Below are 25,102 nucleotides of genomic sequence, written 5' to 3' on the forward strand. Positions count from 1 at the left end.
GCTGTACTTCGCTGCTGTACGACGCCAAAGAGCCCCAATCGGATCACTCCGATTGGGGCTCTGAGCTGCGGTGGACCTGTGGGGATTTGAACCCCAGACCCCCTCGATGCGAACGAGGTGCGCTACCAGACTGCGCCACAGGCCCTTGCAACGAGTGAAACCTTAGCACCCCCATTGGGGTGCTTGGAAATCCGTTCCCTCGCTGGTCACGGAAGCAGGCCGGCGGAGCCGGGACGCGTCCGCTCTCACTCGTTGGCGGCGCGCGGCCGGTCTTCTTCCGCGTACTGGTCGAAGAGCGGCGTACGGCCGCGGTCGCGGGTGCGGCGGGGCGGGGACGTCCGCTGGCGCGGAGGCGCATCGGCCGGCGGCTCCGCTTCCTGGGTCGGCTCCGCTGTCGAGGAGCGCGCCGAGCTCCAGGTCTCCGGGTCGCTGAAGTCCACACCGCTCGTTGCGCGCGGGGCGACCGGAGCGGTGACGTACGTCGGCAGCGGGACCGGGACCGGGTCCCAGCTGTCGCCGCGCGCCGGGCCGCGTTCGCGCTGCTGGTCGACCCACTCCGCATGGTCCGTCTGCTCGACCAGCGCGCGGCGTCCTGCCTCCTGCGGGGAGAGCGTGACGGCGGGCTCGGGCTCGGGGCGTGTCTCCTGTTCCTCGTCCGGCTCGACAGCGGACCCCGCCGCGGCCTGGTGCCGGCGCGGATGGTTCTCGCGCAGCCGCTGCGCTGCGGCCTCCGCCCGGCGCCGGTCCATGGTGAACGCGAAGCGTCGCCGCTCCTTGCCGCGCAGATGCACGATGTACACGCTGAGGAGCACCGCGGGGAGGGCCGGGGCCCACAGGAGGCCGAGCCCGCCGACCGCGGCCACGATCGCGCCGAGGGTGAAGGCGAAGAAGAGGACCACGATGGTACGTCTGCGGCGGGCCAGGACCTTGGTACGGCGGGCGCGCTCGGCGGCGGCGCCGTTCGGACGCGGACGCCGGGTACCGGGCCGGGCCGACGGCCGGGACTGCGCCGGGGCCTGGGGCGGCTCCGCCTGCGCGGGCACCGGGCGCGCCGGGACGTCGAGCCGGGCTTCGGTACGGGCCGGGGGCGTGGCGAAGGCCCGGACGTCCACGGAACTCAAACGGTCCGTGGCCGCGTCCGGGTCCACGTCGGCCCCCGCCTCCTCGGCCGCGCGCTCTCGCAGCTCCTTGGCGTACCGGCGCTCCATCGCCCCGCGTCCGGACAGCAGCCGGATGGCGGTGGAGAAGCGTTCCGTCGGACGGGCTTCATTGAGCTCGTCCTGCCTGCGGAGCCACATCGGCACCAAGTAGGCGGCCCAGGCCCCGACGATGACTGCGTAGATGAGGCCACTGCTGCTCACACTTCACACCGTAGAGGGGTTCGCATGAGGGCATCCGCCAATTGGCCCGGTGTGTCGCACGATCTGGCTGATATCACGGACTTTTTTTGTGATTGTTCAGATCAGTTCATGGCTGACGGTGATCAATTTCGAACATTTATTTTATTTCCCGTGGCGTTCCGGGTCGTACCTGGTGCCAGCGGCGGAGCAGTCCCTCCGGTACCTCTTCGGCCGTGAGCGCGAAGACCAGATGGTCCCTCCACGCACCGTCGATGTGGAGATAGCGGGGCCGCAGTCCCTCTTCGCGGAATCCGAGTTTCTCCACAACCCGGCGGCTGGGGCCGTTCTCCGGGCGAATGCAGACTTCGATGCGGTGCAGTCCGACCGTACGGAAGCAGTGGTCGACGGCGAGGGCGACGGCCGTCGGCATGACGCCGCGGCCCGCCACCGCCCGGTCGACCCAGTAGCCGACATGCCCCGAACACATCGAGCCCCAGGTGATCCCGGCGACCGTCAGCTGACCGACGAGCTGTCCCCGGTACTCGATGACGAAGGGCAGCATCCGCCCGGCGTTGGCCTCGGCGCGCAGATGGCGGACCATCTGGCGGTAGGTGGGGCGTTGGGCGACCGGGCTGCCGGGGGCCGGCGGCGGAATCGTCGCCTCCCAGGGCCGCAGCCAGTCGCGGTTGCGCCGGTTGACCTCGCGCCAGGCCCGCTGGTCGCGCAGCTTTATCGGACGAAGGGCGATATCGCCGTCCGCCAGGATCACCGGCCAGAACGGGGTGTTCAGCTTGGGCTCCCGGGGGTCCCCCCGGACGGAGTCCGGGGGATGGGTCTGGGGTGGTCTCCGCCGCGGATCTGTTCGACGGCGTGGATCAGGAGCTTCTCCAGTACGGCGAGTCCGTCGCGTACTCCGCCGGTGGAGCCGGGGAGGTTGACGATCAGGGTCCGGCCGGCGACACCGGCGAGGCCGCGGGACAGGGCCGCGGTAGGCACCTTCTCGCAGCCGTACGCGCGGATCGCCTCGGGGATGCCGGGAATCTCGTGGTCGAGGACGCGGGCGGTGACGTCGGGCGTCCGGTCGGTGGGCGAGATGCCGGTGCCGCCGGTGGTGAGGATGACGTCGTACGCCGCGGCGACGCCGTCCCGCAGGGCCTGCTCGACGGGGTCGCCGTCCGGCACGACCCGCGGGCCTTCGACCTGGAAGCCGAGCGCGGACAGGCCCTCGGCCAGGATCGGGCCGCCCTTGTCGGCGTAGATCCCGGCTGAGGCGCGGTTCGACGCCGTCACGACAAGGGCCCGGTACGGCGCGACCGGCTCGGTCGCCTCGCCGACGGTCGCCTCGGGGGCGGTCGCCCGGGTGCCTGCCGCGTCGGGGTCTGCGGCTGTGAGGTCGGCGGCTTCGGAGCCGGGCCCGTGGCTGTGGCCGTACACCTCTCCGGCCCGCGGTGCCGGGCTCATGACCGGATCCAGTCGCCGGACTTGCCGCCCGTCTTCTCCTCGACCCGGATGTCGCTGATGACCGCCGCCTTGTCCACGGCCTTGATCATGTCGACGACGGTGAGCGCGGCGACCGAGACCGCCGTCAGGGCCTCCATCTCGACGCCCGTGCGATCCGTCGTCTTCACCGTCGCGATGATCTCCACGGCGTCGTCCGCGACCTTCAGATCGAGTTTCACGCCGGAGACGGCGAGCGGGTGGCAGAGCGGGATCAGATCGGGCGTGCGCTTGGCGCCCATGATGCCCGCGATACGGGCCGTGGCGAGTGCGTCGCCCTTGGGGACGCCCTCACCGCGCAGCAGTTCCACGACCCGCGGTGATACCAGGACCCGGCCGCTGGCGCGGGCGGTACGTGAGGTGACGTCCTTTCCGGAGACGTCGACCATGCGGGCCGCCCCCGCCTCGTCGATGTGCGTCAGCCTGTCGTGCGTGCTCATTGGTGCGGCGCTCCCGGTCCGGGCCCTCAGGGCCTGTGTGGGCAGACACGGTACCGCCACCGCACGCAGGTCACCCGATGAGGACCACTTCCACCTCCGCGTCGGGCTCGACCGAGGTGTCGGCCTCCGGGACGACGATCAGGCAGTCGGCGTGGGCGAGCGCCGCGATCAGATGGGAGCCGGATCCGCCGACCGGGGAGACGGTGCCCGATTCGGGGTCGTACGTACCCCGCAGGAACTGCCGCCTGCCGGAGGGTGACGACAGGGCCTTGTCGGCCTTGAGCACGGCACGGGCCTTCGGCCGGTGGACGTCCTTCAGGCCCATCAGGGCACGGATCGCGGGACGTACGAACAGTTCGAAGGAGACGTACGACGAGACCGGATTGCCCGGCAGCGCCAGCAGCGGGGTGTGCTCAGGGCCGATCGAGCCGAAGCCCTGCGGCTTGCCGGGCTGCATGGCGAGCTTGCGGAACTCGATCCCGCTGCCCGGCACGTCCTCGTCGCCCACGGACGAGAGGGCCTCCTTGACCACGTCGTACGCGCCGACGCTGACGCCGCCCGTCGTGACCAGCAGATCGGCGCGGATCAGCTGGTCCTCGATGGTGGCGCGCAGGGTCTCCGCGTCGTCCGTGACCGCGCCCACCCGGTAGGAGAGGGCGCCGGCATCACGTGCGGCGGCGGACAGCGCGAAGCTGTTGGAGTCGTAGATCTGGCCCTCGCCCAACTTCTCGCCGGGCTGGATCAGTTCGCTGCCGGTGGAGAGCACGACGACACGCGGGCGGGGCCGTACGCGCACGGTGCCGCGGCCGATCGCGGCGAGCAGTCCGATCTGCGGCGGGCCGAGGACCGTGCCTTCCTCCAGCGCCAGATCGCCCGCCTGGACGTCGCTGCCGCGCCGGCGCACATGGGCCCCTGCCTCGGCCGGGCGGTGGACGCGGACCTCGCCGCTCGCACCCTCGGGGGCCTCGCCGGCCGGGCGCATCGTGGTGGCCGCTCCGCCGCCCGTACCGCCATCGGTCCACTCGACCGGGACGACCGCCTCCGCGCCGGGCGGCAGCGGAGCGCCGGTCATGATGCGCACGGCCTGGCCGGGGCCGACCGTGGGCAGACCGCCGCCGCCGGCCGCCACATCGCCGATGACCGCGAGGACCGCCGGGAACTCCTCGCTGGCGCCCGAGACGTCGACCGTACGGACCGCGTACCCGTCCATGGAGCTGTTGTCGAAGGGCGGCAGGGCGACCGGCACCGTGACGTCCTCGACAAGGACGCAGCCCTGGGCATCGGGCAGTTGCAGCTCGATCGGGTCCAGCGGACGGATCGCGCTGAGGATGTCCTCCAGATGGTCGTCCACCGACCAGGTCGTGCTGCTCACAGCGCTACATCTCCTCGGTCACATAACTGCGAAGCCAGGTCCGGAACTCCGGGCCCAGGTCTTCACGTTCGCACGCGAGTCTGACAATCGCCCGCAAATAGTCGCCACGATCGCCGGTGTCATAACGGCGGCCCTTGAAGACGACGCCGTGCACCGGCCCGCCCAGCTTCTCGTCCTCGGCGAGCTTCTCGAGGGCGTCGGTGAGCTGGATCTCGTTTCCGCGGCCCGGCTCGGTCTGCCGGAGTATCTCGAAGACCGCGGGGTCCAGGACATAGCGGCCGATGATCGCGAGGTTGCTCGGCGCCTCGGACGGCTCGGGCTTCTCCACCAGCTTGGTCACCCTGACCACGTCGGACTCGCCGGTGGCCTCGACGGCCGCGCAGCCGTACTGATGGATCTGGGCGGGGTCGACCTCCATCAGCGCGATGACACTGCCGCCCTCCCGCTCCTGGATGTCGACCATGCGGGCGAGCAGCGGGTCGCGCGGGTCGATCAGGTCGTCGCCGAGGAGGACCGCGAAGGGCTGGTCACCGACGTGCGGGGCGGCGCACAGCACGGCGTGGCCGAGGCCGCGCGGGTCGCCTTGGCGCACATAGTGCATGGTGGCGAGGTCGCTCGACTCCTGCACCTTCGCCAGACGTTCGGCGTCGCCCTTGCGGGTGAGCGCGCTCTCCAGCTCGTAGTTGCGGTCGAAGTGGTCCTCGAGCGGGCGCTTGTTGCGGCCTGTGATCATGAGTACGTCGGAGAGGCCGGCCGAGACCGCCTCCTCGACGACGTACTGGATAGCAGGCTTGTCGACGACAGGCAGCATCTCTTTGGGAGTGGCTTTCGTGGCAGGCAGGAACCGGGTTCCGAGGCCTGCGGCAGGGATAACAGCCTTGCTGATCCTGGGGTGCGACTGAGTCATGCGATGCACACTATCCGGTAAGTATGGGCTGAAGATGAGCCTCCGGTTAACTTCGTGCTCATAGAGGCGCATACGCGAGGTTTGTGAAGGTGACATGAGCGGCGACTTGTCCGGAAAGAGTGCGGTACGACGTGAACTCCTCGATGCCCGGGGCCTTCTGTCCACTGAGGACGTCCAAGAGGCCGCCGCGGTTCTCGCGCGACAGGCCCTGGGTCTCCCGGAATTGACCGAAGCGGGCACGGTCGCCGCATATGTCTCGGTGGGGCGCGAGCCCGGCACGCGCGCGCTGCTCGACGCGCTGCGCGAGCGGGGCGTACGCGTCCTGCTGCCGGTCCTGAAGGCGGACAACGACCTGGACTGGGGCGTTTACAGGGGCCCGGAGCATCTGGTGCGCGCGGGCCGCGGGCTGCTGGAGCCGGACGGCGAGCGGCTGGGCGTGGACGCCGTACTCGAAGCGGATGCCGTGCTCCTTCCGGGACTCGCGGTGGACGCGCGCGGTATGCGACTCGGCCGCGGAGGCGGTTCGTACGACCGAGTCCTCTCCCGTCTCGCAGCCGCCGGCGCCGACCCCGCGCTGGTGGTTCTGCTGTACGCGAACGAGGTGCTCGTGCGGGTCCCGGAGGAACCGCACGACCACCCCGTGCACGCGGTGGTGACACCCACGGCCGTCAGGCGCTTTACGGAGTGAGCTTGAGGTTGTCGACGGTCTTCGCCTTCACGGCCGCTTCGCCGTAGGCCCAGTCGAGCAGCTCACCGTTGGCCCACTTGTCCGTCTGGTCGGTGTAGTGCGCGCTGTACGCGTGCCCCGACGCACCGGTCAGACTGATCCAGCGGGACTTGTCCCAGTCGCCGACGTTGACGACCATCCGCATCGACGGCACCCAGATGACGCCGTAGCCGCCCGCCGCGTTCCAGCCGGTGGCGTTGACCGCCGCCTCGCCGCCGCCCAGGTTCCACGGGCCGCGGTTGAGGACGAACTGCAGGAAGCCGGGACCCTCGGTACCGAGGGTCTGGTTCTTCAGCGTCAGTTGGTGCAGCCTGCCCCAGCTCCAGCTGGTGGCGTCCTTGCCGAGCTCGGCCGTCAGCTCCCAGCGGGCGTCCTCCATGGCCCTGGCGAGCAGCTGGTCCCGCGTGGTGGTGGCCGCGTCCGTACGGCTGGCCGGGGAATGCCACCACTGGTTGTTCTCGTCCTTGAGGATCCTCCGCACGACCTCGAACCAGCGGTCGCCGCCGTCCGGCTGCGCCGACTCCGCGTCGCGCTGGCCGCACTCCCGCACCCGCTCGCTGAGCTGGTCGTCCGGGGCGGAGCTGTCGGCCGGGCGGACGTTGAGGCACTCGCCCTCGACCCGCAGCTCCTTGGGCAGCTTGTTGCCGAAGGCGAGCTTGAGGACATTGCGCCAGACCCCGTTGAAGTACGCGGCCGCGCCGGAGTCCGGCTCCTGGGTGTAGTCCCAGCCCTCCAGCAGCTTCTGCGCCTCGCGGACGTAGCTGTCCGAGACATCGATCTTGAGCAGATACGGCGTCAGCAGCTTGGCGATCTCGCTGCTGTTGTCCATCTGCATGGTGCGCATGTCTTCGGTGGAGATCTTCCCGCCGCCCTGGATCTTCGACTCGATGAGGTCGTTGATCCGCTGACTGCGGGCGCCGTAGGCGTAGTCCTTGGTCAGCAGGTACGGGTACTTCTTCGCATCGATCACCGACTGGTTGGCGGTGACGATGTAGCCGCGCTCGGGGTCGTACTCGTACGGCAGCTCATCGAAGGGGATGTAGCGCTTCCACTTGTACCGGGGGTCCCAGCCGGGAACGGGCTTCGTGCCGTCGCCCTCGGCGCGGACCGGGATCTTGCCGGGAGCCTGGTAGCCGATATGGCCCTTGACGTCGGCGTAGACGAGGTTCTGCGAAGGGACCTCGAAGTTCTTGGCGGCCGCGCGGAAGGAGTTGAAGTCCTTGGCGCGGTTGAGCTCGAAGACCGCGTCCATGGATTTGCCGGGCTGCAGCGCGGTCCACTGGAGCGCGACCGCGTATCCGGCGCCACGGTCAGCGGCGGGGGCGGCATTCGGGACGGGGGCCTTCTGGCCGACCTTCTCCAGCTCGCCGCTGCGGTCGGAGACCAGCGGGCCGTGGCCGGTGGAGCGCACCGTGATCGTCTTGGCGGAGCCGCCCGCGACCTTGATGACCTCCTTGCGGGTCGTCAGCGCCTTCTGCTCGTTGCCCACCTGGTAGCGGTCGCCGGTGAGCTTCTCGAGGTAGAGGTCGGTGACGTCGGCACCGAGATTGGTGAAGCCCCAGGCGATGTCCTGGTTGTGACCGATGATCACGCCGGGGAGACCGGAGAAGGTGTAGCCGGCGGTGTCGTACTGGCAGGTGGCCGAGACAGTCCGGCAGTGCAGGCCCATCTGGTACCAGAGGGAGGGCAGCGACGGCGCGAGATGCGGGTCGTTGGCCAGCATCGGCTTGTTGGTCGTCGTGTACCTGCTGGAGACGACCCAGGAGTTGGAGCCGATACCGCTGCCGCTGGGGCCCAGCAGGGCGGGGATCGTGTCGAGGGTCTTGGAGAGCGCGGAGAGCTGGGAGTTGAGGCCCTCGGCTGCGCCCGCCGCGCTGTTCCCGCCGCCGCTGCCGCCGTTGGACCCGTCGGACGGCTTGGCCGCCGGGTCGAACTTCCCGGCCGCGGGGTCTATACCGCCCCTGTCGACAATCGGCTTGTTCCGGTCGTACGGATAGGCCGGATACAGGTCCTTGATCTGCTTCTCGCTGAGCCTGCTCGTCAGCAGCGAGCGGTCGATCTCGTCCTGCATATTGCCGCGCAGGTCCCAGGCCATCGCCTTGAGCCAGGCCACCGAGTCGACGGGCGTCCACTTCTCGGGCTTGTAGTCATTGCTGAAGGCGAGGGCGGCGTACTCGACCGAAAGGTCCTTGCCCTCGCGGCCCTTGAGGTAGGCGTTGACGCCGTCCGCGTAGGCCTGGAGGTACTTCTTGGTCGCGGGCGTGAGGAGGGTGTCGTACTCCTTCTGCGCCACCTGTCGCCAGCCGAGAGTGCGCAAGAAGGCGTCCGTCTCGACCTGTCCCGAGCCGAACATCTCGGAGAGCCGGCCGGCCGTCATATGACGGCGGACGTCCATCTCCCAGAAGCGGTCCTGCGCCTGGACGAAGCCCTGGGCGCGGAACAGGTCCTGGTCGCTGTCCGCATAGATCTGCGGGATGCCGTAATTGTCGCGTCTGACCTCGACCGGGCCGGAGAGGCCGTCGAGTTTGACCGTTCCGGTGGTCTGCGGGAACGAGGCGCGCACGGTACTGATGCTCCAGTACGTCCCATATCCGACACCCGCGACAAGCGCCAGCACCAGGACGATCACGAGCAGGCGGGCGCGTCGCCCCTTCTTCTTCTTGGGGGAAGAGGCGGTTGTGTTGGCGGGCATCGCTGTCCTTCGAGGCGCAGGCTGGTCCTGGAGTGCTGGGAGCAACCATAGGCGCAGAGCTCCACCGGCCCGGACGCGGTATCCGTAAGGCGACAGCCGGACCCTCGCTCGCACGGATGATCGACCCGTCAAGGAAACGTTAAAGATTAGGTAAGGTAACGAAGTGTCGCCGGCTGGATGAGCGATCCGGCGTGAAGGCGCTAGGGAAGGATCGGCCACTGACTGTCCACCAGCTCAACGAACTCCTGCTCATCTGCTCGCTCGTTCTGCTCATCGCCGTCGCGGCGGTACGCATCTCGTCCCGCAGCGGGCTCCCCAGCCTGCTGCTGTATCTCGGGATCGGGATCGCGATCGGGCAGGACGGCATCTTCGACGTCAGGTTCGACAACGCCGGACTGACGCAGGTGATCGGCTATGCCGCACTTGTGGTGATCCTGGCCGAGGGCGGCCTGGCCACCAAGTGGAAGGAGATCAAACCCGCGTTGCCCGCGGCGGTCGTGCTGTCGACCGTCGGCGTCGCGGTGAGTGTGGGCATCACGGCGGCCGGAGCGCACTATCTGGTCGGGCTCGAGTGGCGGCAGGCGCTCATCATCGGCGCCGTCGTGTCCTCGACGGACGCCGCGGCGGTCTTCTCCGTACTGCGCAAGGTGCCGCTGCCGTCCCGGGTGACCGGTGTACTGGAGGCCGAGTCGGGCTTCAATGACGCCCCCGTGGTGATCCTGGTGGTGGCCTTCTCGACGCCAGGTCCGGTCGACGACTGGTACGTACTGGTCGGGAAGATCGCGCTGGAGCTGGCGATCGGCGCGAGCATCGGCCTCGCGACGGGCTGGCTGGGCGCATTCGGGCTGCGGCATGTGGCGCTGCCCGCCTCGGGTCTGTACCCGATCGCGGTAATGGCGATCGCGGTGGTGGCTTACGCGGCCGGCGCCATGGCGCACGGCAGTGGCTTCCTCGCCGTCTATCTCGCCTCGATGGTGCTCGGGAACTCCAAGCTGCCGCACGCGCCGGCGAACCGCGGATTCGCGGAGGGCCTCGGCTGGATCGCGCAGATCGGCATGTTCGTGCTGCTCGGTCTGCTGGTGACGCCGCACGAGCTGCTCGACGACTTCTGGCCCGCGGTCGTGGTGGGTCTGGTGCTGACCATGGTGGCGCGGCCGCTGGAGGTCTTCGTCAGCCTGCTCCCCTTCCGTATTCCGTGGCAGGAGCAGGTGCTGTTGTCGTGGGCGGGACTGCGCGGCGCCGTCCCCATCATTCTCGCCACCATCCCGCTGGTCACCTCCATCGAGGGGAGCGACCGGGTCTTCAACATCGTCTTCGTCCTGGTCGTCGTGTACACCCTGGTCCAGGGACCGACGCTGCCCTGGCTGGCGAAGGCACTGCGGCTCGGCGGCACGTCCGACGCCGCCGATCTCGGCATCGAGTCGGCGCCGCTGGAGCGGCTGCGCGGGCATCTGCTGTCGGTGGCGATCCCGAAGGGATCGAGGATGCACGGCGTGGAGGTCGCGGAGCTGCGGCTGCCCGCGGGCGCCGCGGTCACCCTGGTCGTACGCGACGGGAAGAGCTTCGTACCGCTGCCGTCCACCGTGTTGCGGCGGGGTGACGAGCTGCTGGTGGTGGCGACGGATCCGGTGCGGGACGCCGCGGAGCGGCGACTGCGGGCGGTCGGACAGGGCGGAAAGCTGGCCGACTGGCTGGGAACGGGCGGAAACACCGGAAGAAGATCCACGGGAAGATCCGGTTAATCACAGGCGATCTTGGAATGTGTGAGCTATTTCCCAGGTACGAATCGAAGATTCCCTGTAGCATCAAGGCACACTGATCGACCAACTCTGCCTGACGCAGAGCTGGCGCGACCGTATGGCGGCCGCGGAGCCCTCGCAGTGGGCCCCGGTATCTACCGCAGTTCCGCGCAAGAGGACAGCTCTCGGCGGCTCACGTGCGTCTCGTACCACAAGTACGACGCGTACCAGGGGAGCGCTACCAGGCGGCAGAAAGGCACGGACCGTGGCATCCACGGTCAACCACCGTCCTGGATACGGGCAGCTCCTGCGCACACCCGGCGCCTGGACATTCCTGCTCCCCGGCTTCCTGGCGCGGCAGCCCTTCGCGATGCTGACCATCGGCATCGTCCTGCTGGTGCAGCACACCACCGGTTCGTACGGCAGCGCCGGCGCCGTCGCCGCTTTCACCGGTGTCTCCATGGCGCTCTTCGCGCCGCAGAGCGGCAAGCTCGCGGACCGTTTCGGACAGCGGGCCGTACTGCTGCCCGGCGTGCTGGTGCACGCCGCTTCCGTGTCCGCGCTGACGGCGCTCGCGCTGGCGCACGCGCCCCTGTGGGCGCTGTTCGTCGCGGCCGTACCCACCGGTGCTTCCGTACCGCAGGTCGGGCCGATGGTGCGAGCCCGCTGGGCGGCCAAGCTGGAGGGTTCGCCGCTGATGTCGACGGCGGCCGCCTTCGAATCCGTGACGGACGAGTTCACCTTCGTCGTCGGACCCGTGCTCGCGACCGCGCTGTGCACCGGGGTGCACCCGGCGGCCGGACTGATCGCCGAGGCGACACTGACGCTCGCCGGCGGTCTGTTCTTCGCCGCCCAGAGCGGCACGCAGCCTGCGGTACGCCCCAGGGCGACGGCCGCCGAACCGCACGCGTCCGCGCTCTCCGCCCCGGGAGTGCGGGTGCTGGCCGTGGCCTTCCTCGGCATCGGTTCGGTCTTCGGTGGAATGCAGGTCTCGCTGACCGCCTTCGCCGAGGAGATCGGCAACCCCGGCGCCAACGGACTGCTGTACGGGATCTTCGCGGCCGGCAACATGCTGGCCGGCATCGCCTGCGGCGCCATCGCCTGGAAGAGCGGGCCGCGGCGGCGGCTGGTGCTCGGCTACGCCGGGCTGACACTGGCGGCCTCCGCACTGTGGGCGGTGCACTCCGTGGCGCTGCTCGCGGGGCTGGGACTGCTGGTCGGCCTCTGCATCGCGCCCGCCCTGATCGGCGGCTACACGCTGGTCGAGTCGCTGGTGCCGGCTTCGGCCCGTACCGAGGCCTTCACCTGGCTGACGGGCGCCGTGGCGCTCGGTCAGGCGGCGGCCGTGACGGTGGCCGGGCGGCTGGCCGACGAGAACGGCGCGAGCGCCGGATTCGTGGTACCGCTGGTGGGCACGTTGCTGGCGCTGGTCACCCTGGTTTCGCTCCGCTCGCGGCTCTCGCCGAAGGCTGCGGGGCGGATCGCGGCGCGTGGGATGAGTCACCGCGTGCCGCTGACGGTGGACTGATCCGGCGGAATACGTCACTATGGACCGTCGTTAGCACTCATTGAGTGAGAGTGCCAGGAGGAAGACAAGTGCCGACCTACCAGTATCAGTGCACCGAATGTGGCGAGGGCCTCGAGGCGGTGCAGAAGTTCACCGATGACGCCCTGACCGTGTGCCCCGGCTGTGATGGACGCCTGAAGAAGGTGTTCTCGGCGGTGGGCATTGTCTTCAAGGGATCCGGCTTCTACCGGAACGACAGCCGTGGTGCGTCCTCGAGCAGCTCGCCCGCGTCGACGTCATCGTCGCCGGCGTCCGCGTCGTCGCCCACGAGCGCGAAGTCGTCGGACTCGAAGCCCGCCGCTTCTTCGTCCTCGGCGTCGGCTTCCTCTTCGTCGGGCTCGTCCTCGAGCTCCAGCGGCAGCTCCGCCGCCTGACACAGTTCGGCCCCACCTGACACAGTTCGACCACCTGACGCCTGCTTCTCCGGACCCTGCCGTTGTGTACGGCGGGGTCCTTGGCGTTTTCGCGTACGGATAGTGTGATCGCCATGGCGACGAATGCGACCAACGCGAACGCAGAGATCGGCGTGATCGGCGGCTCGGGCTTCTACTCCTTCCTGGAGGACGTCACCGAGATCCAGGTGGACACCCCGTACGGCAGTCCCAGCGACTCACTCCTCCTCGGCGAGATCGCCGGGCGGCGGGTCGCCTTCCTGCCCAGGCACGGACGCGGCCACCATCTGCCGCCGCACCGCATCAACTACCGCGCCAATCTGTGGGCGCTCCGTTCGGTGGGCGTGGGGCAGGTGCTGGGGCCGTGCGCGGTGGGCGGGCTGCGGCCGGAGTACGGTCCCGGGACGCTGCTCGTGCCCGACCAGTTCGTGGACCGCACGAAGGCGCGTGCGCAGACGTACTACGACGGTCTGCCGTTGCCGGACGGGACCATTCCGAACGTGGTGCATGCGTCGCCCGCCGATCCCTACTGCCCGGATGGGCGCAAGACGGTGCTCGCGGCCGCGCGCGGGCGGGACTGGGAGCCGGTGGACGGCGGGACGCTGGTGGTGGTCGAGGGGCCGCGCTTCTCCACCCGGGCGGAGTCGCAGTGGCATGCGGCGATGGGCTGGTCGGTGGTCGGCATGACCGGGCACCCGGAGGCGGTGCTCGCCCGTGAGCTGGGGCTCTGCTACACGTCGATGACGCTGGTGACGGACCTGGACGCGGGGGCCGAGACGGGTGACGGCGTCTCGCAGGGAGACGTGATGAAGGTCTTCGCCGCAAGTGTCGACAGGCTGCGCGCGGTGCTCTTCGACGCGGTTGCGGGGCTGCCGGCGGGTGAGACGCGGGACTGCATCTGTTCGCATGCGCTGGACGGCATCGACACGGGGCTTCAGCTGCCGTAGACCTTCGGTCCGATGCGGTGAACCCTCCTGCGGGTGAGGGAGTTGTCCACAACGCTGGGGTTGTCCACAGGCGTCGGCGGGATGCGCGCGGAGAGTGGATCGTGAGGAGCGGTCAGTCCAACTCCACTCCTCACGGCAGGCGGTGTGTGTCATGTCGCTTCCCCCTCCTTCTCTCCCTCCCCTCCCTTCCTCTCTCTCCGCTCTCCCTTCTTCCCTCCCTTCTTCCCTCCCTTCTCCGCTCCCTCCTCTCCCTTCTTCCCCGGCGCCGGAGCTGCTCGGCGTGCCGCCGTTCGCCCCGCTGCGGGTGCGCGGTGGGGCGCATCGCTTGCGGCGGGCGGTGCTCCGGCGGCGACGTGCGATGGCGGCGGGGCTCGCCATGACGGCGGCAGCGCTTGCCGCTTCGGGTGCGCGTGGAGCGGATGGTGGCGGCGCCGAGGCGTTGGCCGCCGCGCCGCAGCGTGAGCGGCGGCCCGCCGCCGCGATGGTGTCCGCTCCGGTGCGTATCGCGGATGCCGCCACGGTCCGGCTGCTGCGTCCGGGAGACCGGGTGGATGTGATCGCTGCGGCCAACTCCCCTGTGGGGGAAGGGACTGCGGCGCGGGTGGTGGCATCGGGCGCCCGAGTGACCGGAGTTCCTGGGTTGCGCGGGGCTTCTCCGGACGGCGGTGCGCTGGTTGTCCTGTCTGTGCCGCGCGCCACCGCCGCGGCCCTGGCGGGCGCGGGAGCGACATCGCGACTGGCAGTGACGGTGTGCTGACTCGGACCCGGCGTCTCCGTTGTTCTGACGTACCGTCAGGCGCTCTCTTCGCGTGTGCGGACTGGACAGCGCGGCTACGCGCTGACGTAGGTTTCGGAGCGTTTGGCTCCGTGTCCTGCACATGCGAAGAGAGGCTCAGTGGTGAGCGAGAAGAAGGTCAGTGTCCTGGAGGGCTTCAAGGCCTTCCTGATGCGCGGCAATGTCATCGACCTGGCCGTCGCCGTGGTCATCGGCGCGGCGTTCACCCAGATCGTGAATGCCGTGGTGAAGGGCGTCATCAATCCGCTGGTAGGCGCGTTCGGCACCAAGGATCTCGACTCCTACAGCTCCTGCCTGAAGGGCACCTGCAAGGTGGTCCACGGCGAGGTGGACGGCATCAGGATCATGTGGGGGTCCGTGCTCGGCGCCACGCTCACCTTCCTGATCACCGCGACCGTCGTCTACTTCCTGATGGTGCTGCCCATGTCCAAGTACCTGGCCAGGCGGGCCGCCCGGGATGCCGCCAAGGATGGCGCGAAGGAAGTGGTCGAGCTGACGGAGCTCGAGGTCCTGAAGGAGATCAGGGACGCGATCGTGGCACAGCGCGGATCGGGCCGCGACCAGTAGCGACGGCTCAGATGTGGTGCGGCGGCTTCTCGTCGAGGAAGCGCGCCAGCTCGGCGACGCTGTCGCCGCTCGCGAGAGGCCGCTCGCCCCACCCACGGTCCGTATCGTCCGCGGATTGCTGGTCCAGCGGATCGTCGAAGATCAGCTTCGGCTTTGGGGACTGCTGCCGCGGCTGCTCCGCATCACGCGGTCCGGGGGCGGGGGCGGTGCTCATACGTCCAGGGTACGGCGGCGCGTACAGGTGCGGGGACGGCGGCGGGCGACCTGGACGCCGGGGCGGATACGGCGGCGGCAACCTGGACGCCGCGGCGGGGACGGGTGCGGGCACGGCGGCTACGCCTACGGCGACCTGGACGCCGGGGCGGGCACGGCGACGGCAACCTGGACGCCGCAGCCGGGACGGGCGCGGGCACGGCGGCAGGTACGCCTACGGCGACCTGGACGCCGGGGCGGGCACGGCGGCCGGCGCCCTGGACGCCGTGGCGGGTCGGACCCGCGGGCGGCCCGGCCCACGGCTGTGCGCGTCCCGCCCGCCCAGCAGCTCACCCTCTGCTGTGCTTGCCGCATGACTCATACGCCCGGCGCCGACCGTCCAGTGACCCCGTCGAGCATCCTGCGCCCGCTGGTCGCCCGCCGCCGCGACGAGGAACACCGCGCCGCCACCCCGCTCGAGCTCTTCTTCGACCTCTGCTTCGTGGTGGCGATCGCCCAGGCCGGTGTGCAGCTGGTGCACGCCGTCGCCGAGGGGCACACGGCGGACGGCATTCTCAGCTATGTGCTGGTCTTCTTCGCCATCTGGTGGGCGTGGATGAACTTCACCTGGTTCGCTTCGGCGTACGACAACGACGACGCTCTGTACCGGGTGGTGACCCTCGTCCAGATCGCGGGAGTACTGATCCTGGCGGCCGGCGTCTCCCGGGCCTTCCAGGAACACGAATTCCTGGTCGTCTGGCTCGGCTATGTGGTGATGCGTCTCGCGCTGACAACGCAGTGGCTGCGCGCCGCCCGTGCCGCGTCCGGCGCCGAGCGGACCATGGCCCTGCGGTACGCGGGCGGCGTGATCCTCTGCCAGGGCGGATGGACCGCCCTGCTGTTCGCGCCCGAGTCGGCCCGCGGCTGGATCTTCCTGGTGATGGCGATCGCCGAGATGTGCGTACCGGTGTACGCCGAGAGAGAGTTCCACACCAACTGGCACCCGCGCCACATCGCCGAGCGCTACGGCCTGTTCACCATCATTGTGCTCGGTGAGACGATCGCGGCGGCCACCGGCGCCGTGAAGTCCGGCATCGACGAGAACGACGCGCTGGGTGAGGTGCTGCCGATCGCCGCAGGCGGCCTGCTGATCGTCTTCGCCGCCTGGTGGATCTACTTCGTCGTCCCGGCCCATGACCGACTGGCCTCCAACAAGCAGGGATTCCTCTGGGGTTACGGCCACTACGGGATCTTCGCCTCGGCCGCCGCGATCGGCGCGGGCATCGAGGTCGCGGTCGAGCAAGCCGTGGGCAAGACGCACATCTCCACCACCGCGGCATCGGCCGCGGTCACCGTCCCCTCCGCCGTCTTCATGCTGCTGGTGTGGGGACTCCACTCGCGCTACTTCAAGGTGGGGATCGCCCAGCAGCTCATCCTTCCCGTCGCCGCGCTGGCGACCCTGCTCTGTACGTTCGCCGCGGAGTGGGCGGTCCTGGCGGCCGGGACCGTGGCGGCGGCGGCGACCGCGGCCGGCGTCACGCTCACCGCCAGGATGGCGGCCGGGTCGTGAGCGACGCCATGGCCGGGACGTGGCCGTGGCCGGGGCGCTGAGCCAAGTCCCGTGGTACGCATGGGCTTCATGGCAACAAATGACGCACCGACGGGCGGGACGGCAGACGGGCCGAGGGACAGGCCGACGGACGGACAGGCCGACGGGCTCACGGACAGGCTCACGGGCGGCCTGACCGATGTGGCCGGCCTCCGGGTCGGCCACGCGCGGGTGCCGGGCGACCGCGCGCTCAGCGGCACCACCGTCGTCCTCGCACCCGAGGGCGGGGCCGTCGCCGCCGTCGACGTACGCGGCGGCGGCCCGGGCACCCGGGAGACCGACGCCCTCGACCCCCGCAACCTGGTCCAGCGCGTCGAGGCCGTCGTACTGACCGGCGGCAGCGCGTACGGGCTCGACTCCGCCGCCGGAGTGATGACCTGGCTGGAGGAGCAGGGCCGCGGTGTACGGGTCGGGCCCGAGCCCCACCATGTCGTGCCGGTCGTGCCCGCGGCCTGCGTCTTCGACCTGGGGCGCGGCGGCGACTGGCAGGCTCGCCCGGACGCCTCGACCGGGCGCGCGGCGGTGGAGGCGGCGGCCGCCACGGAGAGCGGTGCACCGGTCGAGGAAGGCGCTGTGGGCGCCGGTACCGGAGCGGTGGTGGGACGGCTGAAGGGTGGGCTCGGCACGGCCAGTACCGTCCTCGGCTCCGGGGTCACGGTCGCCGCACTGGTGGTCGCGAACGCCGTGGGCTCGGTGATCGACCCGCTGACCGGTGCGCTGTACGGCCAGTACTTCGAGGGCCGCGCCGACTACCCGCCGGCCGAGGTCCACACGGCGGCGTGGCGGCGGCTGGACGAGACGGGCCGCGCGAGCGGATGGCCTCCGCTGCCGCCACTGAACACCACCCTCGCCGTCGTCGCGACCGACGCCGATCTGAACCGTGCCCAGGCCCAGAAGCTCGCGGGCACGGCGCACGACGGCATCGCACGCGCCGTACGCCCCGTCCATCTCCTCAACGACGGCGACACCGTCTTCACGCTCGCCACCGGCGCCGTCCCGCTCGACGCCACCAACCCCCTCGCCCTCAACGAGGTGCTCGCGGCGGGCGCGGACGTGGTGACCCGGGCGATCGTGCGGGCGGTTCTCGCGGCCCGGAGCGTCGAGGGGCCCGGCGGCACCTTCCCTTCGTACCGGGATCTGTACGACATCGACTGACGTACAGGACAGCCGTGTTGACCGGGAGGACGGGAACTTCCCGCGTACTCCCCTTCGTTTTCCCGAACGCAGGACACGTTGTCAGACCCAGGGGCTACGTTTAGCAATCACCAAGTGACTTGCGGCGACGGCCTGGAGACCCACCTTGAACGATCCGTACGAGACAACCGAGACGCAGCTCGAGCGACTCCTGGGTCGGGCGCTCAACTCCTTCGATCTGCCCGACACGACGGTCGAGCGGCTCGAATCCGCGCTGGCCCATGCCAGTTCGCTGCATTCGTCGCACCACAGTGCGGCCCTGCGCCGTGCCACGTACCGGCATGCCTATCTGCTGAGCGACGGCACCTCCCTGGTCCTGTGGGAGCTGGTGCACAACACCGGCCGCGACAGCGCCGAGCAGCACGAGCTCTACACCGAGGAGTCCGAGGTCCGCCTCGCCGCGTCGCGGCTGCCCGCCGGTTTCCCGGGCTTCGCCGGGCCCGCGGACACCGGCCGGGACTCCGACGTCGAAGACGACGACCTCGACGCCGATCTGGAACTGCTCACCTCGCTGATGTCCGCGCCCCCTGCCCCGCTCCCCCGGATGTACGTCCCGGACGACTCCGCGGACCACGCGCGCCGCGTGCTGCGCCGCGCGGAGAACGCCGACCGGCCGGGCGAGGAGACCGCGCGCCTGCTGCGGGCCGCTTTCGCCCACCACATCACGCAGGTCTTCGGCCGCCAGTGCCGGGTGGAGGGGAAGGACGCGGGCTTCACACTGTACGAGCACGCGTTCCTGCTGCTCGACGGCACCGAGACAAGCCTGTGGGAGGTGGAGCACACGGCGACGCCCGACGGCCGCCATATGTGCGAGGTGTACGCCGCGGAGCACATAGCGCGCGAGGCGATGGAGCTGCGCGCGAGCGTGCGGTGAACCGGGGTGCGGTGAGCGTCCCCCCAACGGCCGGAGGGAACGAGGCCTGCCCCTTGGTCAAACCCTGTCTCTGATCTTGGTCAAGATCACGCCAAGCCCGGCCCCCTGCCCACATTCACTCCATAAACTCCGGCCCGTCTTTGCGGCGAACGGCCGCTCGGGGGAATGGAGTTCAACCATGGCTGAATCCGGCAAACGAGGAAACATCCTCCTGACCTGGGGGCCTACGATCCTGTTCGGCGTTCTGCTGCCGTGGATCACATACGGAATGCTGATCGACCACGGCATGCACGAGGTCCCCGCCCTGCTGCTCATCTCCTGCTGGCCACTGGTCGAGCTGACGATCTACTTCGCCATGAAGCGGCGCGTGGACGAGTTCAGCATGCTGATCCTGATCACTCTGCTGCTGGGAGCGGTCAGCGCCCTCGCGTACAACAGCGCGAAGCTGCTCTTCCTCAAGGACTCCGCGCTGACCGGGCTGCTCGGGCTTGCCTTCCTCGTCAGCCTCACGCTCAAGCGGCCGCTGATCTTCTACTTCGGCCGCAAGTTCGGCACGGACGGTACGCCTGAGGGCATCGCCGACTGGAACGCGATGTGGGACAAGTACCCGGGCTTCCGTGCCGGCCAGCGGCGGTTGACCATCGTCTGGGGCGTGACGTTCCTGGCCGAGGCGGGCGTGAAGGCCGGGCTGGTCTACGTACTGGACACGGAGACGATGGTCGGGGTCTCCAACGTGCTGCCGCTCGTCATCCTGGCGGGCCTGATGGTGTACACGATCCGGGCCGGGAAGCAGGGCCGCGCGCGCCGCGAGGCGGCGGAGGCGGCAGCGGCGGCTGAAGCGGAAGCGGAAGCGGAAGGAGCGGCGGCCCAGGCTCGGGCCTGAACCGCCGCTCGTCCGTCGTCAGTTTGTCCGTCGTCAGTTGTCCATCGTCTGTCGCCCGACGTCCGTCAGGCCGCGACCGGGACCTTCGCCTCTTCGGCGGCGGAGGTCCCGGAGGCGGCAGCCTCCGTCTCCGGCGATGAGCTCGGCAGGCCGGTTGATCCCGGCCTTGACGCCGACCTCGACAGTGGGCTTCCCGGCGAACCGCTCCCTGTCCCGTACGGGCACATCATGCGCGAAGATCACGCCGTCGGCGGCGGCGATGACCTCGGGATCCAGCCGGGCGAACCCGGCGGACCCCTGTGTCCCGACGGCGACCTCGACGCCGTGTGACCCGCGGCCCGGCAAGGCCCGACGACGCAGCGAGGCTCGGCCCGGGACATGCCCCGGGCCGAGCCTCGTCGTACACCTTGGCCGCGTCAGTGCGACAGCGCGGGCTCCAGGTCCACCGGGCCCTCGGTCACCGTCTCCGCGTCCGCCCCCTCCACATGCTGCTTCGGCCGCGCCGGCAGTGCGAACATCACCAGGAAGATCACGACCAGCACCGCCACCACCCACCACAGCGAGTTCTGGAACGCATTCGCGAAGGCGTTGCCCACCGCGCTCGGCGCGATCCGGTCGTCGATCGACCCGAAGAAGACCACCGAGACCAGGCCGAGCCCGAGCGCATTGCCCATCTGCTGCGTCGTGTTGATCAGCCCGGACGCGGAGCCCGAGTGCTCACGCGGCACGTCCGACAGAACCGCGTCCGTCAGCGGTGCCACGATCAGGCCCATCCCGACGCCCATCACCACGAGCGGCAGGCTCATCTGCCAGGAATGGATCGCCGTGCCGTACCGCCCGGCCTCCCAGATGTAGAGCAGCAGCCCCGTGGCCATCGTCACCGCGCCCCCCTGGAGCACCTTCCGGCCGAAGCGCGGCACCAGTTTCTGTACGGATATCCCGGCTGCCGCGGACACGGCGATCGAGAACGGGACACCGGTCAGGCCCGCCCGCAGCGGGCTCCAGCCGAGACCGATCTGCATGTACAGCGTCCAGACCAGGAAGAAGATCCCGCAGGCGATACCGAAGGTGAGCTGCACGGCGATACCGGCGGCGAAGCTCTTCACCCTGAACAGCGAGAGCTCGACCAGCGGGGAGCCGTCCTTGCGGGTCTTCTTCTTCTCGTACGCCACGAAGGCGGCGAAGACGACCAGACTGCCGGCCATGCACAGATGACCCCAGAGCGGCCAGCCCAGCTCACGCCCGCGGGTCAGCGGATAGATCAGCATCAGCAGTCCGAGCGTGACCAGCGCGACGCCGACCAGGTCGAGCTTGAGCGCCTTCGGGGCGCGGGACTCGGTGATGAACTTCCGGCCCAGGATCAGTCCGGCGATGCCCACCGGCAGGTTGATCAGGAAGATCGGGCGCCACTCGAGACCGAAGAGGTTCCACTGGGTCAGCAGCGCGCCGAGCAGCGGTCCGGACACCGCGCCGAGGCCGATGACCGCGCCGAACATGCCGAAGACCTTGCCGCGTTCGTGCGCCGGGAAGGTGACATGGATGATCGCGAGCACCTGCGGCACCATCATCGCGGCCGTCGCGCCCTGCAGCAGACGGGAGGCGACCAGCATCTCCTCGTTCGCCGCGAAACCGCAGAGCGCGGAGGCGAACGTGAAGCCGGAGATGCCGATCAGGAAGAGGCGCTTGCGGCCGTAGATGTCACCGAGCCGGCCACCCGTGATCAGACCGGCGGCGAAGGCGAGCGCGTATCCGGCGGTGATCCACTGGATCGCGCCGAACGAAGCGCCGAGGTCCCGCTGCATGCTCGGGATCGCGATGTTGACGATGGTGACGTCGACCAGGTCCATGAAGGCCGCGGTCATGACGATGGCGAGCGCGATCCAGCGACGACGGTCTGATGCCGTATCCGGTACGGCGGGCTGTGAACTCATAACGGTGAATCTAGAGTGGATATAGGTCAGCTCATGTCCTAGATGGCGGGCATTCTGAAGAACATGACGGACACTCCGGCACGACTCCTGAATCTGCTCTCCCTTCTCCAGACTCCGCGCGAGTGGCCGGGCAGCGAGCTCGCCGAGCGCCTCGAGGTGAGCCCGCGCACGATCCGGCGCGACATCGACCGGCTGCGGGACCTCGGCTATCCGGTCGAGGCGACGAAGGGGGCGGTCGGCGGATACCGCCTGGTCGCGGGGGCGGCGATGCCTCCGCTGCTCCTCGACGACGAGGAGGCGGTGGCGATCGCGGTGGGCCTGCGGGCGGGGGCCGGCCATGCCATCGAGGGCATCGAGGAAGCTTCCGTACGGGCTCTGGCCAAGCTGGAACAGGTGCTTCCGTCGCGGCTGCGGCACCGGGTCACCACGCTCCAGGCGGCGACGATCCCGCTCACCCGGGGCGACGGCGCGACGATCGACCCGCAGACGCTGACCGTCATCGCGGGCACGGCGACCGGGCGCGAGCGCCTCCGCTTCGGCTACCGCGCGGGTGACGGGACCGAGACCAAACGACAGGTCGAGCCGTACCGGCTGGTCTCGACGGGCCGTCGCTGGTACCTCGTCGCGTACGACATCGAGCGGGACGACTGGCGTACGTTCCGGGTCGACCGGGTCTCGGAACCCTTTGCCACGGGGGCGCGCTTTGTGCCGCGGGAGCTGCCGACGGGGGATGCGGCGAAGCTGCTCGGGCACTCGATGTCGCGGCAGCCGGAGTACGACATCGACGTGAGCTTCGAGGCGCCGGCGGCGTTTGTGGCGGCGCGGCTCCCGGAACATCTGGGCGCGCCGGTGCCGACGGGCGAGGAGACGTGCAGGCTGCGGGCGCGGTCCGCGGACTCGGTGGAGTGGCTGGCGCTCCGACTGGCCCTGGTGGACTGCGAGTTCACGGTCCATGGCCCGGGGCGGCTGTCGGAGTACGTAACGGACCTGGCCGCGCGCCTGAGCCGCGCGGCACGGTAAGCCTCTGCTTGCTGCGGGTGCTTGTGGCCCGGGCCCGGGGTCGTCCGGTCTCGTCCGGTGCGGGTTGCCTCCGGCGGGGTGCGGGTTGCCTCCGGCGGGGTGCGGGTTCTTGTCGGGTGCGGGCTCCGGTGCCCCTCCGGGCTCGACTCCTCGGGGTCGGCGGCGTACAGGCTCTTGGTGCGTGACCCCGGTTTTGCCGCCAATCCCCTGCGGGGACGACCCTGCACGGCACCTCCCCACCCGAACGACATGGGTGCGGCCCGCCGGGGGGTACAGCGGTTCGCCGGTGGAAACCACCCACCGAAGAGCAACCACCAACGCCCCCGGCCCACCCTGGCCACATGACCGAGCAACTGACGCCCCCGGCCCACCTCGACCACAAGACCGGGCAACTGCAGCCCACGCTCACCACATGACCGAGCAACTGACGGGTGCGGCCCGCCGGGGTTGCCCAGCGGCCCGGGGCCCCGTCGTTCTGCGGCGCGAAGCTGCCGCTCCGGGGTGGGGGGGCGTCAGCCCCCACACCCCCGTACCCCGGCGGGGGGTCTGGGGGCGCAGCCCCCAGTTCCGGGAAGGGGCGGACAGGGGAACACCCTCCGGTCACCGGACAAGGGCCTCCGCCCGGGGCGAACCTGGCAGAGAAGGACCCCGGCACCGGGGGGAAGGTACCGGGGTCCGCTTTGGGGGGCGGTTACGCCGCCGCGTCGAAGCCCGTGTCGCGGGCCATCCGCTTCAGCTCCAGCAGCGCGTGCTTCTCGATCTGGCGGATTCGCTCGCGCGTCAGGCCGTGCTCCTTGCCGACCTCCGTCAGCGTGCGCTCCCGCCCGTCCTCGATGCCGTACCGCATCCGGATGATCGACGCCGTACGGTGGTCGAGCCTGCCGATCAGGTCGTCCAGCCCCTCGCTGCGCAGCAGCGTGAGCACCGACTGCTCGGGCGACACCGCCGAGGTGTCCTCCAGCAGGTCACCGAACTGCGTCTCGCCCGCGTCGTCCACCGCCATGTTCAGGCTGACCGGGTCGCGCGCCCAGTCCAGGACGTCCCTGACCCGCTCCGGCGTCGAGCCGAGCTCCTTCGCGACCTCGGCCGCCTCCGGCTCGCGGCCGTTCTCGCGGTTGAACTCGCGCTGGACGCGGCGGATGCGTCCGAGCTCCTCCACCAGGTGGACAGGGAGCCGGATCGTGCGGGACTGGTCGGCTATGGAGCGGGTGATCGCCTGGCGGATCCACCAGGTCGCATACGTCGAGAACTTGAAGCCCTTGGCGTAGTCGAACTTCTCCACCGCGCGGACCAGGCCGGCGTTGCCCTCCTGGATCAGGTCGAGCAGCGGCAGACCACTGCGCGGATAGCGTCGCGCGACGGCCACCACGAGCCGGAGGTTGGAGCGGATGAAAATGTCCTTCGCGCGCTCGCCTTCCGCGACCAGCGCCTCGAGCTCCTCGCGCGTGGCGCCGCCGGCATCGCTCTCCACCTCTTTTTCGAGGATCTGGCGCGCGAACACACCGGCCTCGATGGTCTGGGACAGTTCGACTTCCTTGGCGGCGTCGAGCAGCGGCGTACGCGCGATCTCATCGAGGTACATGCCGACCAGGTCGCGGTCGGCGATCTCCCCGCCCACGGCGCGAACGCTGCTTGCCCGGCCGGTCCCACTGGAGTCGGACTGACGACGGGCGACGGCACGGGTTGCCATGCGTGCTCCCTTGCTGAGTAGGTCGCGACACCCTTCCGGGTGCCCTGCATCCGATGGAAACAACGACTGGAATCGGGACAGAATTCCCACGCGGCCCATCATTTTCGTGATCATGCAGTACCCTGTCCCGTCACCCGGGGGAGGACGAATGCCGCAGGAACGTACAGAGGTGCAGGTCAGCGCGGGCACGGAAGCCGATCTCGACGCCCTCACCGAGCTGTACAACCACTACGTACGCGAGACGGCGATCACGTTCGACACAGCCGCCTTCACGCCCGAGCAGCGCCGCCCTTGGCTGCACTCCCACCCTGAGGACGGCCCCCATCGTCTTTTGGTTGCTCGGGATGTCCGTTCTGCCCTCATTCTCGGCTACGCGACGAGCAGCCCTTTCCGCCCCAAGGCCGCGTACTCCACTTCCGTCGAGGTCAGCGTCTACTGCGCCCCCGAGGCGGCGGGCCGCGGCATCGGCACGCTGCTCTACAAATCGCTGTTCGAGGCTCTGGACGGCGAAGACCTGCACCGCGCGTACGCCGGGATCGCCCTGCCGAACGAGTCATCGACCCGCCTGCACACCCGCTTCGGCTTCCGCCACATCGGGACGTACGAGCAGGTGGGCAGGAAGTTCGGGAAGTACTGGGACGTGGCCTGGTACGAGAAGAAGCTGGGCCTGGAGGGGTAGGCCGTCAAACGGCTTGGGCCGAACCGCACTGGGCCGAGCCCGCTGAA

23 protein-coding genes, 1 tRNA gene and 1 pseudogene are annotated in these 25,102 nt (G+C 69.8%); 13 read left to right on the plus strand and 12 right to left on the minus strand.

The genetic code is table 11. From position 1 onward, the window contains the following. Window positions 1-71 precede the first annotated feature (71 nt). From OG735_RS17910 to galU, 7 genes are all read right to left on the minus strand, one after another. Window positions 72-145, minus strand: a tRNA-Ala gene (locus OG735_RS17910). Between the two features lie 100 nt (window positions 146-245). Further along, window positions 246-1,361: a divisome protein SepX/GlpR gene (sepX, locus tag OG735_RS17915; protein ID WP_327324192.1), complete on the minus strand. Its 1,116-nt coding sequence runs from the start codon at window positions 1,359-1,361 to the stop codon at window positions 246-248. Between the two features lie 136 nt (window positions 1,362-1,497). Beyond that, window positions 1,498-2,109 carry a GNAT family N-acetyltransferase gene (locus tag OG735_RS17920; protein ID WP_327324193.1) on the minus strand — a complete coding sequence of 204 codons (612 nt, stop codon included), beginning with the start codon at window positions 2,107-2,109 and terminating at the stop codon, window positions 1,498-1,500. A gap of 17 nt (window positions 2,110-2,126) precedes the next feature. Further along, window positions 2,127-2,801, minus strand: coding sequence for a MogA/MoaB family molybdenum cofactor biosynthesis protein (locus OG735_RS17925; RefSeq protein WP_442812446.1), 675 nt, complete (start codon window positions 2,799-2,801; stop codon window positions 2,127-2,129). Next, window positions 2,798-3,277, minus strand: a complete 480-nt coding sequence (moaC, locus tag OG735_RS17930; RefSeq protein ID WP_327324194.1) for a cyclic pyranopterin monophosphate synthase MoaC — start codon at window positions 3,275-3,277, stop codon at window positions 2,798-2,800. Before moaC ends, OG735_RS17925 begins: the two co-directional genes overlap by 4 nt. Before the next feature lie 70 nt (window positions 3,278-3,347). Then, window positions 3,348-4,649 (minus strand): molybdotransferase-like divisome protein Glp, encoded by a 1,302-nt coding sequence (gene glp / locus OG735_RS17935; RefSeq protein ID WP_327324195.1) that lies wholly within the window; start codon window positions 4,647-4,649, stop codon window positions 3,348-3,350. A 4-nt stretch (window positions 4,650-4,653) separates the two neighbouring features. Then, the gene (gene galU, locus OG735_RS17940; RefSeq protein WP_327324196.1) at window positions 4,654-5,556 is read right to left on the minus strand and encodes a UTP--glucose-1-phosphate uridylyltransferase GalU; all 903 of its coding nucleotides are present in this window, start codon (window positions 5,554-5,556) and stop codon (window positions 4,654-4,656) included. Window positions 5,557-5,650: 94 nt separating this feature from the next. Between galU and OG735_RS17945 the strand changes: the two genes are divergently transcribed. After that, a complete protein-coding gene (locus tag OG735_RS17945) occupies window positions 5,651-6,244 on the plus strand; it encodes a 5-formyltetrahydrofolate cyclo-ligase (protein WP_327324197.1) in 594 nt (197 codons plus the stop codon). Here the strand turns inward: OG735_RS17945 and OG735_RS17950 are convergent. Continuing rightward, a complete protein-coding gene (locus OG735_RS17950; RefSeq protein ID WP_327324198.1) occupies window positions 6,234-8,975 on the minus strand; it encodes a penicillin acylase family protein in 2,742 nt (913 codons plus the stop codon). The genes OG735_RS17945 and OG735_RS17950 overlap by 11 nt on opposite strands. A 191-nt stretch (window positions 8,976-9,166) precedes the next feature. Here OG735_RS17950 and OG735_RS17955 point away from each other — a divergent pair, with 191 nt between their 5' ends. From OG735_RS17955 to mscL, 6 genes are all read left to right on the plus strand, one after another. Beyond that, the gene (locus OG735_RS17955) at window positions 9,167-10,717 is read left to right on the plus strand and encodes a potassium/proton antiporter (RefSeq protein WP_327324199.1); all 1,551 of its coding nucleotides are present in this window, start codon (window positions 9,167-9,169) and stop codon (window positions 10,715-10,717) included. Window positions 10,718-10,979: 262 nt separating this feature from the next. Further along, window positions 10,980-12,242, plus strand: coding sequence for an MFS transporter (locus OG735_RS17960; RefSeq protein ID WP_327324200.1), 1,263 nt, complete (start codon window positions 10,980-10,982; stop codon window positions 12,240-12,242). Between the two features lie 68 nt (window positions 12,243-12,310). Next, window positions 12,311-12,655: an FmdB family zinc ribbon protein gene (locus OG735_RS17965; RefSeq protein ID WP_327324201.1), complete on the plus strand. Its 345-nt coding sequence runs from the start codon at window positions 12,311-12,313 to the stop codon at window positions 12,653-12,655. Between the two features lie 113 nt (window positions 12,656-12,768). Next, window positions 12,769-13,620 carry an S-methyl-5'-thioadenosine phosphorylase gene (locus tag OG735_RS17970; RefSeq protein WP_327324202.1) on the plus strand — a complete coding sequence of 284 codons (852 nt, stop codon included), beginning with the start codon at window positions 12,769-12,771 and terminating at the stop codon, window positions 13,618-13,620. Window positions 13,621-13,771: 151 nt separating this feature from the next. After that, window positions 13,772-14,377, plus strand: a complete 606-nt coding sequence (locus OG735_RS17975) for a hypothetical protein (RefSeq protein ID WP_442812447.1) — start codon at window positions 13,772-13,774, stop codon at window positions 14,375-14,377. 141 nt (window positions 14,378-14,518) lie between these two features. Beyond that, the gene (mscL, locus tag OG735_RS17980) at window positions 14,519-14,983 is read left to right on the plus strand and encodes a large conductance mechanosensitive channel protein MscL (protein WP_327324203.1); all 465 of its coding nucleotides are present in this window, start codon (window positions 14,519-14,521) and stop codon (window positions 14,981-14,983) included. Window positions 14,984-14,990: 7 nt separating this feature from the next. Here the strand turns inward: mscL and OG735_RS17985 are convergent, their stop codons facing one another. Continuing rightward, on the minus strand, window positions 14,991-15,197 hold the full coding sequence (locus OG735_RS17985; protein ID WP_327324204.1) for a hypothetical protein: 207 nt from the start codon (window positions 15,195-15,197) through the stop codon (window positions 14,991-14,993). A gap of 351 nt (window positions 15,198-15,548) precedes the next feature. On the opposite strand from OG735_RS17985, the gene OG735_RS17990 reads away from it, so the two are divergent. The 4 genes from OG735_RS17990 (at window position 15,549) to OG735_RS18005 (ending at window position 19,735) form a co-directional block, all read left to right on the plus strand. Further along, entirely contained in the window at window positions 15,549-16,745 is a 1,197-nt protein-coding gene (locus tag OG735_RS17990) for a low temperature requirement protein A (protein WP_327324205.1), read from the plus strand. 69 nt (window positions 16,746-16,814) lie between these two features. Continuing rightward, complete coding sequence (locus tag OG735_RS17995; protein WP_327324206.1) at window positions 16,815-17,939, plus strand: P1 family peptidase; 1,125 nt, start codon at window positions 16,815-16,817, stop codon at window positions 17,937-17,939. A 145-nt stretch (window positions 17,940-18,084) separates the two neighbouring features. After that, window positions 18,085-18,852: a DUF6227 family protein gene (locus tag OG735_RS18000; protein ID WP_327324207.1), complete on the plus strand. Its 768-nt coding sequence runs from the start codon at window positions 18,085-18,087 to the stop codon at window positions 18,850-18,852. Window positions 18,853-19,030: 178 nt separating this feature from the next. After that, window positions 19,031-19,735, plus strand: a complete 705-nt coding sequence (locus OG735_RS18005) for a VC0807 family protein (protein ID WP_327324208.1) — start codon at window positions 19,031-19,033, stop codon at window positions 19,733-19,735. A 132-nt stretch (window positions 19,736-19,867) separates the two neighbouring features. Here the strand turns inward: OG735_RS18005 and OG735_RS18010 are convergent. Next, window positions 19,868-20,155: pseudogene (locus OG735_RS18010) on the minus strand (PTS fructose transporter subunit IIB); the annotation flags it as partial. Continuing rightward, the gene (locus tag OG735_RS18015) at window positions 20,152-21,666 is read right to left on the minus strand and encodes an MFS transporter (RefSeq protein ID WP_327324209.1); all 1,515 of its coding nucleotides are present in this window, start codon (window positions 21,664-21,666) and stop codon (window positions 20,152-20,154) included. The pseudogene OG735_RS18010 and the gene OG735_RS18015, both read right to left, overlap by 4 nt. A 63-nt stretch (window positions 21,667-21,729) precedes the next feature. Between OG735_RS18015 and OG735_RS18020 the strand changes: the two genes are divergently transcribed. Beyond that, entirely contained in the window at window positions 21,730-22,686 is a 957-nt protein-coding gene (locus OG735_RS18020; protein ID WP_327324210.1) for a helix-turn-helix transcriptional regulator, read from the plus strand. Between the two features lie 691 nt (window positions 22,687-23,377). Here OG735_RS18020 and OG735_RS18025 read toward each other — a convergent pair. Next, window positions 23,378-24,376 carry a sigma-70 family RNA polymerase sigma factor gene (locus OG735_RS18025; RefSeq protein ID WP_327324211.1) on the minus strand — a complete coding sequence of 333 codons (999 nt, stop codon included), beginning with the start codon at window positions 24,374-24,376 and terminating at the stop codon, window positions 23,378-23,380. Window positions 24,377-24,524: 148 nt separating this feature from the next. On the opposite strand from OG735_RS18025, the gene OG735_RS18030 reads away from it, so the two are divergent. Next, the gene (locus OG735_RS18030) at window positions 24,525-25,055 is read left to right on the plus strand and encodes a GNAT family N-acetyltransferase (RefSeq protein ID WP_327324212.1); all 531 of its coding nucleotides are present in this window, start codon (window positions 24,525-24,527) and stop codon (window positions 25,053-25,055) included. Window positions 25,056-25,102: the final 47 nt, after the last annotated feature.

The organism is Streptomyces sp. NBC_01210 (assembly GCF_036010325.1).
Classification (GTDB): Bacteria; Actinomycetota; Actinomycetes; order Streptomycetales; family Streptomycetaceae; genus Streptomyces.

Bases quoted from the DNA above. Each gene is read 5' to 3' on its own strand.
- OG735_RS17925 (WP_442812446.1), bottom strand. From the start codon at position 2,801: ATGAGCCCGGCACCGCGGGCCGGAGAGGTGTACGGCCACAGCCACGGG.
- moaC (WP_327324194.1), bottom strand. From the start codon at position 3,277: ATGAGCACGCACGACAGGCTGACGCACATCGACGAGGCGGGGGCGGCC.
- galU (WP_327324196.1), bottom strand. From the start codon at position 5,556: ATGACTCAGTCGCACCCCAGGATCAGCAAGGCTGTTATCCCTGCCGCA.
- OG735_RS17945 (WP_327324197.1), top strand. From the start codon at position 5,651: ATGAGCGGCGACTTGTCCGGAAAGAGTGCGGTACGACGTGAACTCCTC.
- OG735_RS17950 (WP_327324198.1), bottom strand. From the start codon at position 8,975: ATGCCCGCCAACACAACCGCCTCTTCCCCCAAGAAGAAGAAGGGGCGA.
- OG735_RS17970 (WP_327324202.1), top strand. From the start codon at position 12,769: ATGGCGACGAATGCGACCAACGCGAACGCAGAGATCGGCGTGATCGGC.
- OG735_RS17975 (WP_442812447.1), top strand. From the start codon at position 13,772: ATGTCGCTTCCCCCTCCTTCTCTCCCTCCCCTCCCTTCCTCTCTCTCC.
- OG735_RS17985 (WP_327324204.1), bottom strand. From the start codon at position 15,197: ATGAGCACCGCCCCCGCCCCCGGACCGCGTGATGCGGAGCAGCCGCGG.
- OG735_RS17990 (WP_327324205.1), top strand. From the start codon at position 15,549: ATGACTCATACGCCCGGCGCCGACCGTCCAGTGACCCCGTCGAGCATC.
- OG735_RS17995 (WP_327324206.1), top strand. From the start codon at position 16,815: ATGGCAACAAATGACGCACCGACGGGCGGGACGGCAGACGGGCCGAGG.
- OG735_RS18005 (WP_327324208.1), top strand. From the start codon at position 19,031: ATGGCTGAATCCGGCAAACGAGGAAACATCCTCCTGACCTGGGGGCCT.
- OG735_RS18015 (WP_327324209.1), bottom strand. From the start codon at position 21,666: ATGAGTTCACAGCCCGCCGTACCGGATACGGCATCAGACCGTCGTCGC.
- OG735_RS18020 (WP_327324210.1), top strand. From the start codon at position 21,730: ATGACGGACACTCCGGCACGACTCCTGAATCTGCTCTCCCTTCTCCAG.
- OG735_RS18025 (WP_327324211.1), bottom strand. From the start codon at position 24,376: ATGGCAACCCGTGCCGTCGCCCGTCGTCAGTCCGACTCCAGTGGGACC.
- OG735_RS18030 (WP_327324212.1), top strand. From the start codon at position 24,525: ATGCCGCAGGAACGTACAGAGGTGCAGGTCAGCGCGGGCACGGAAGCC.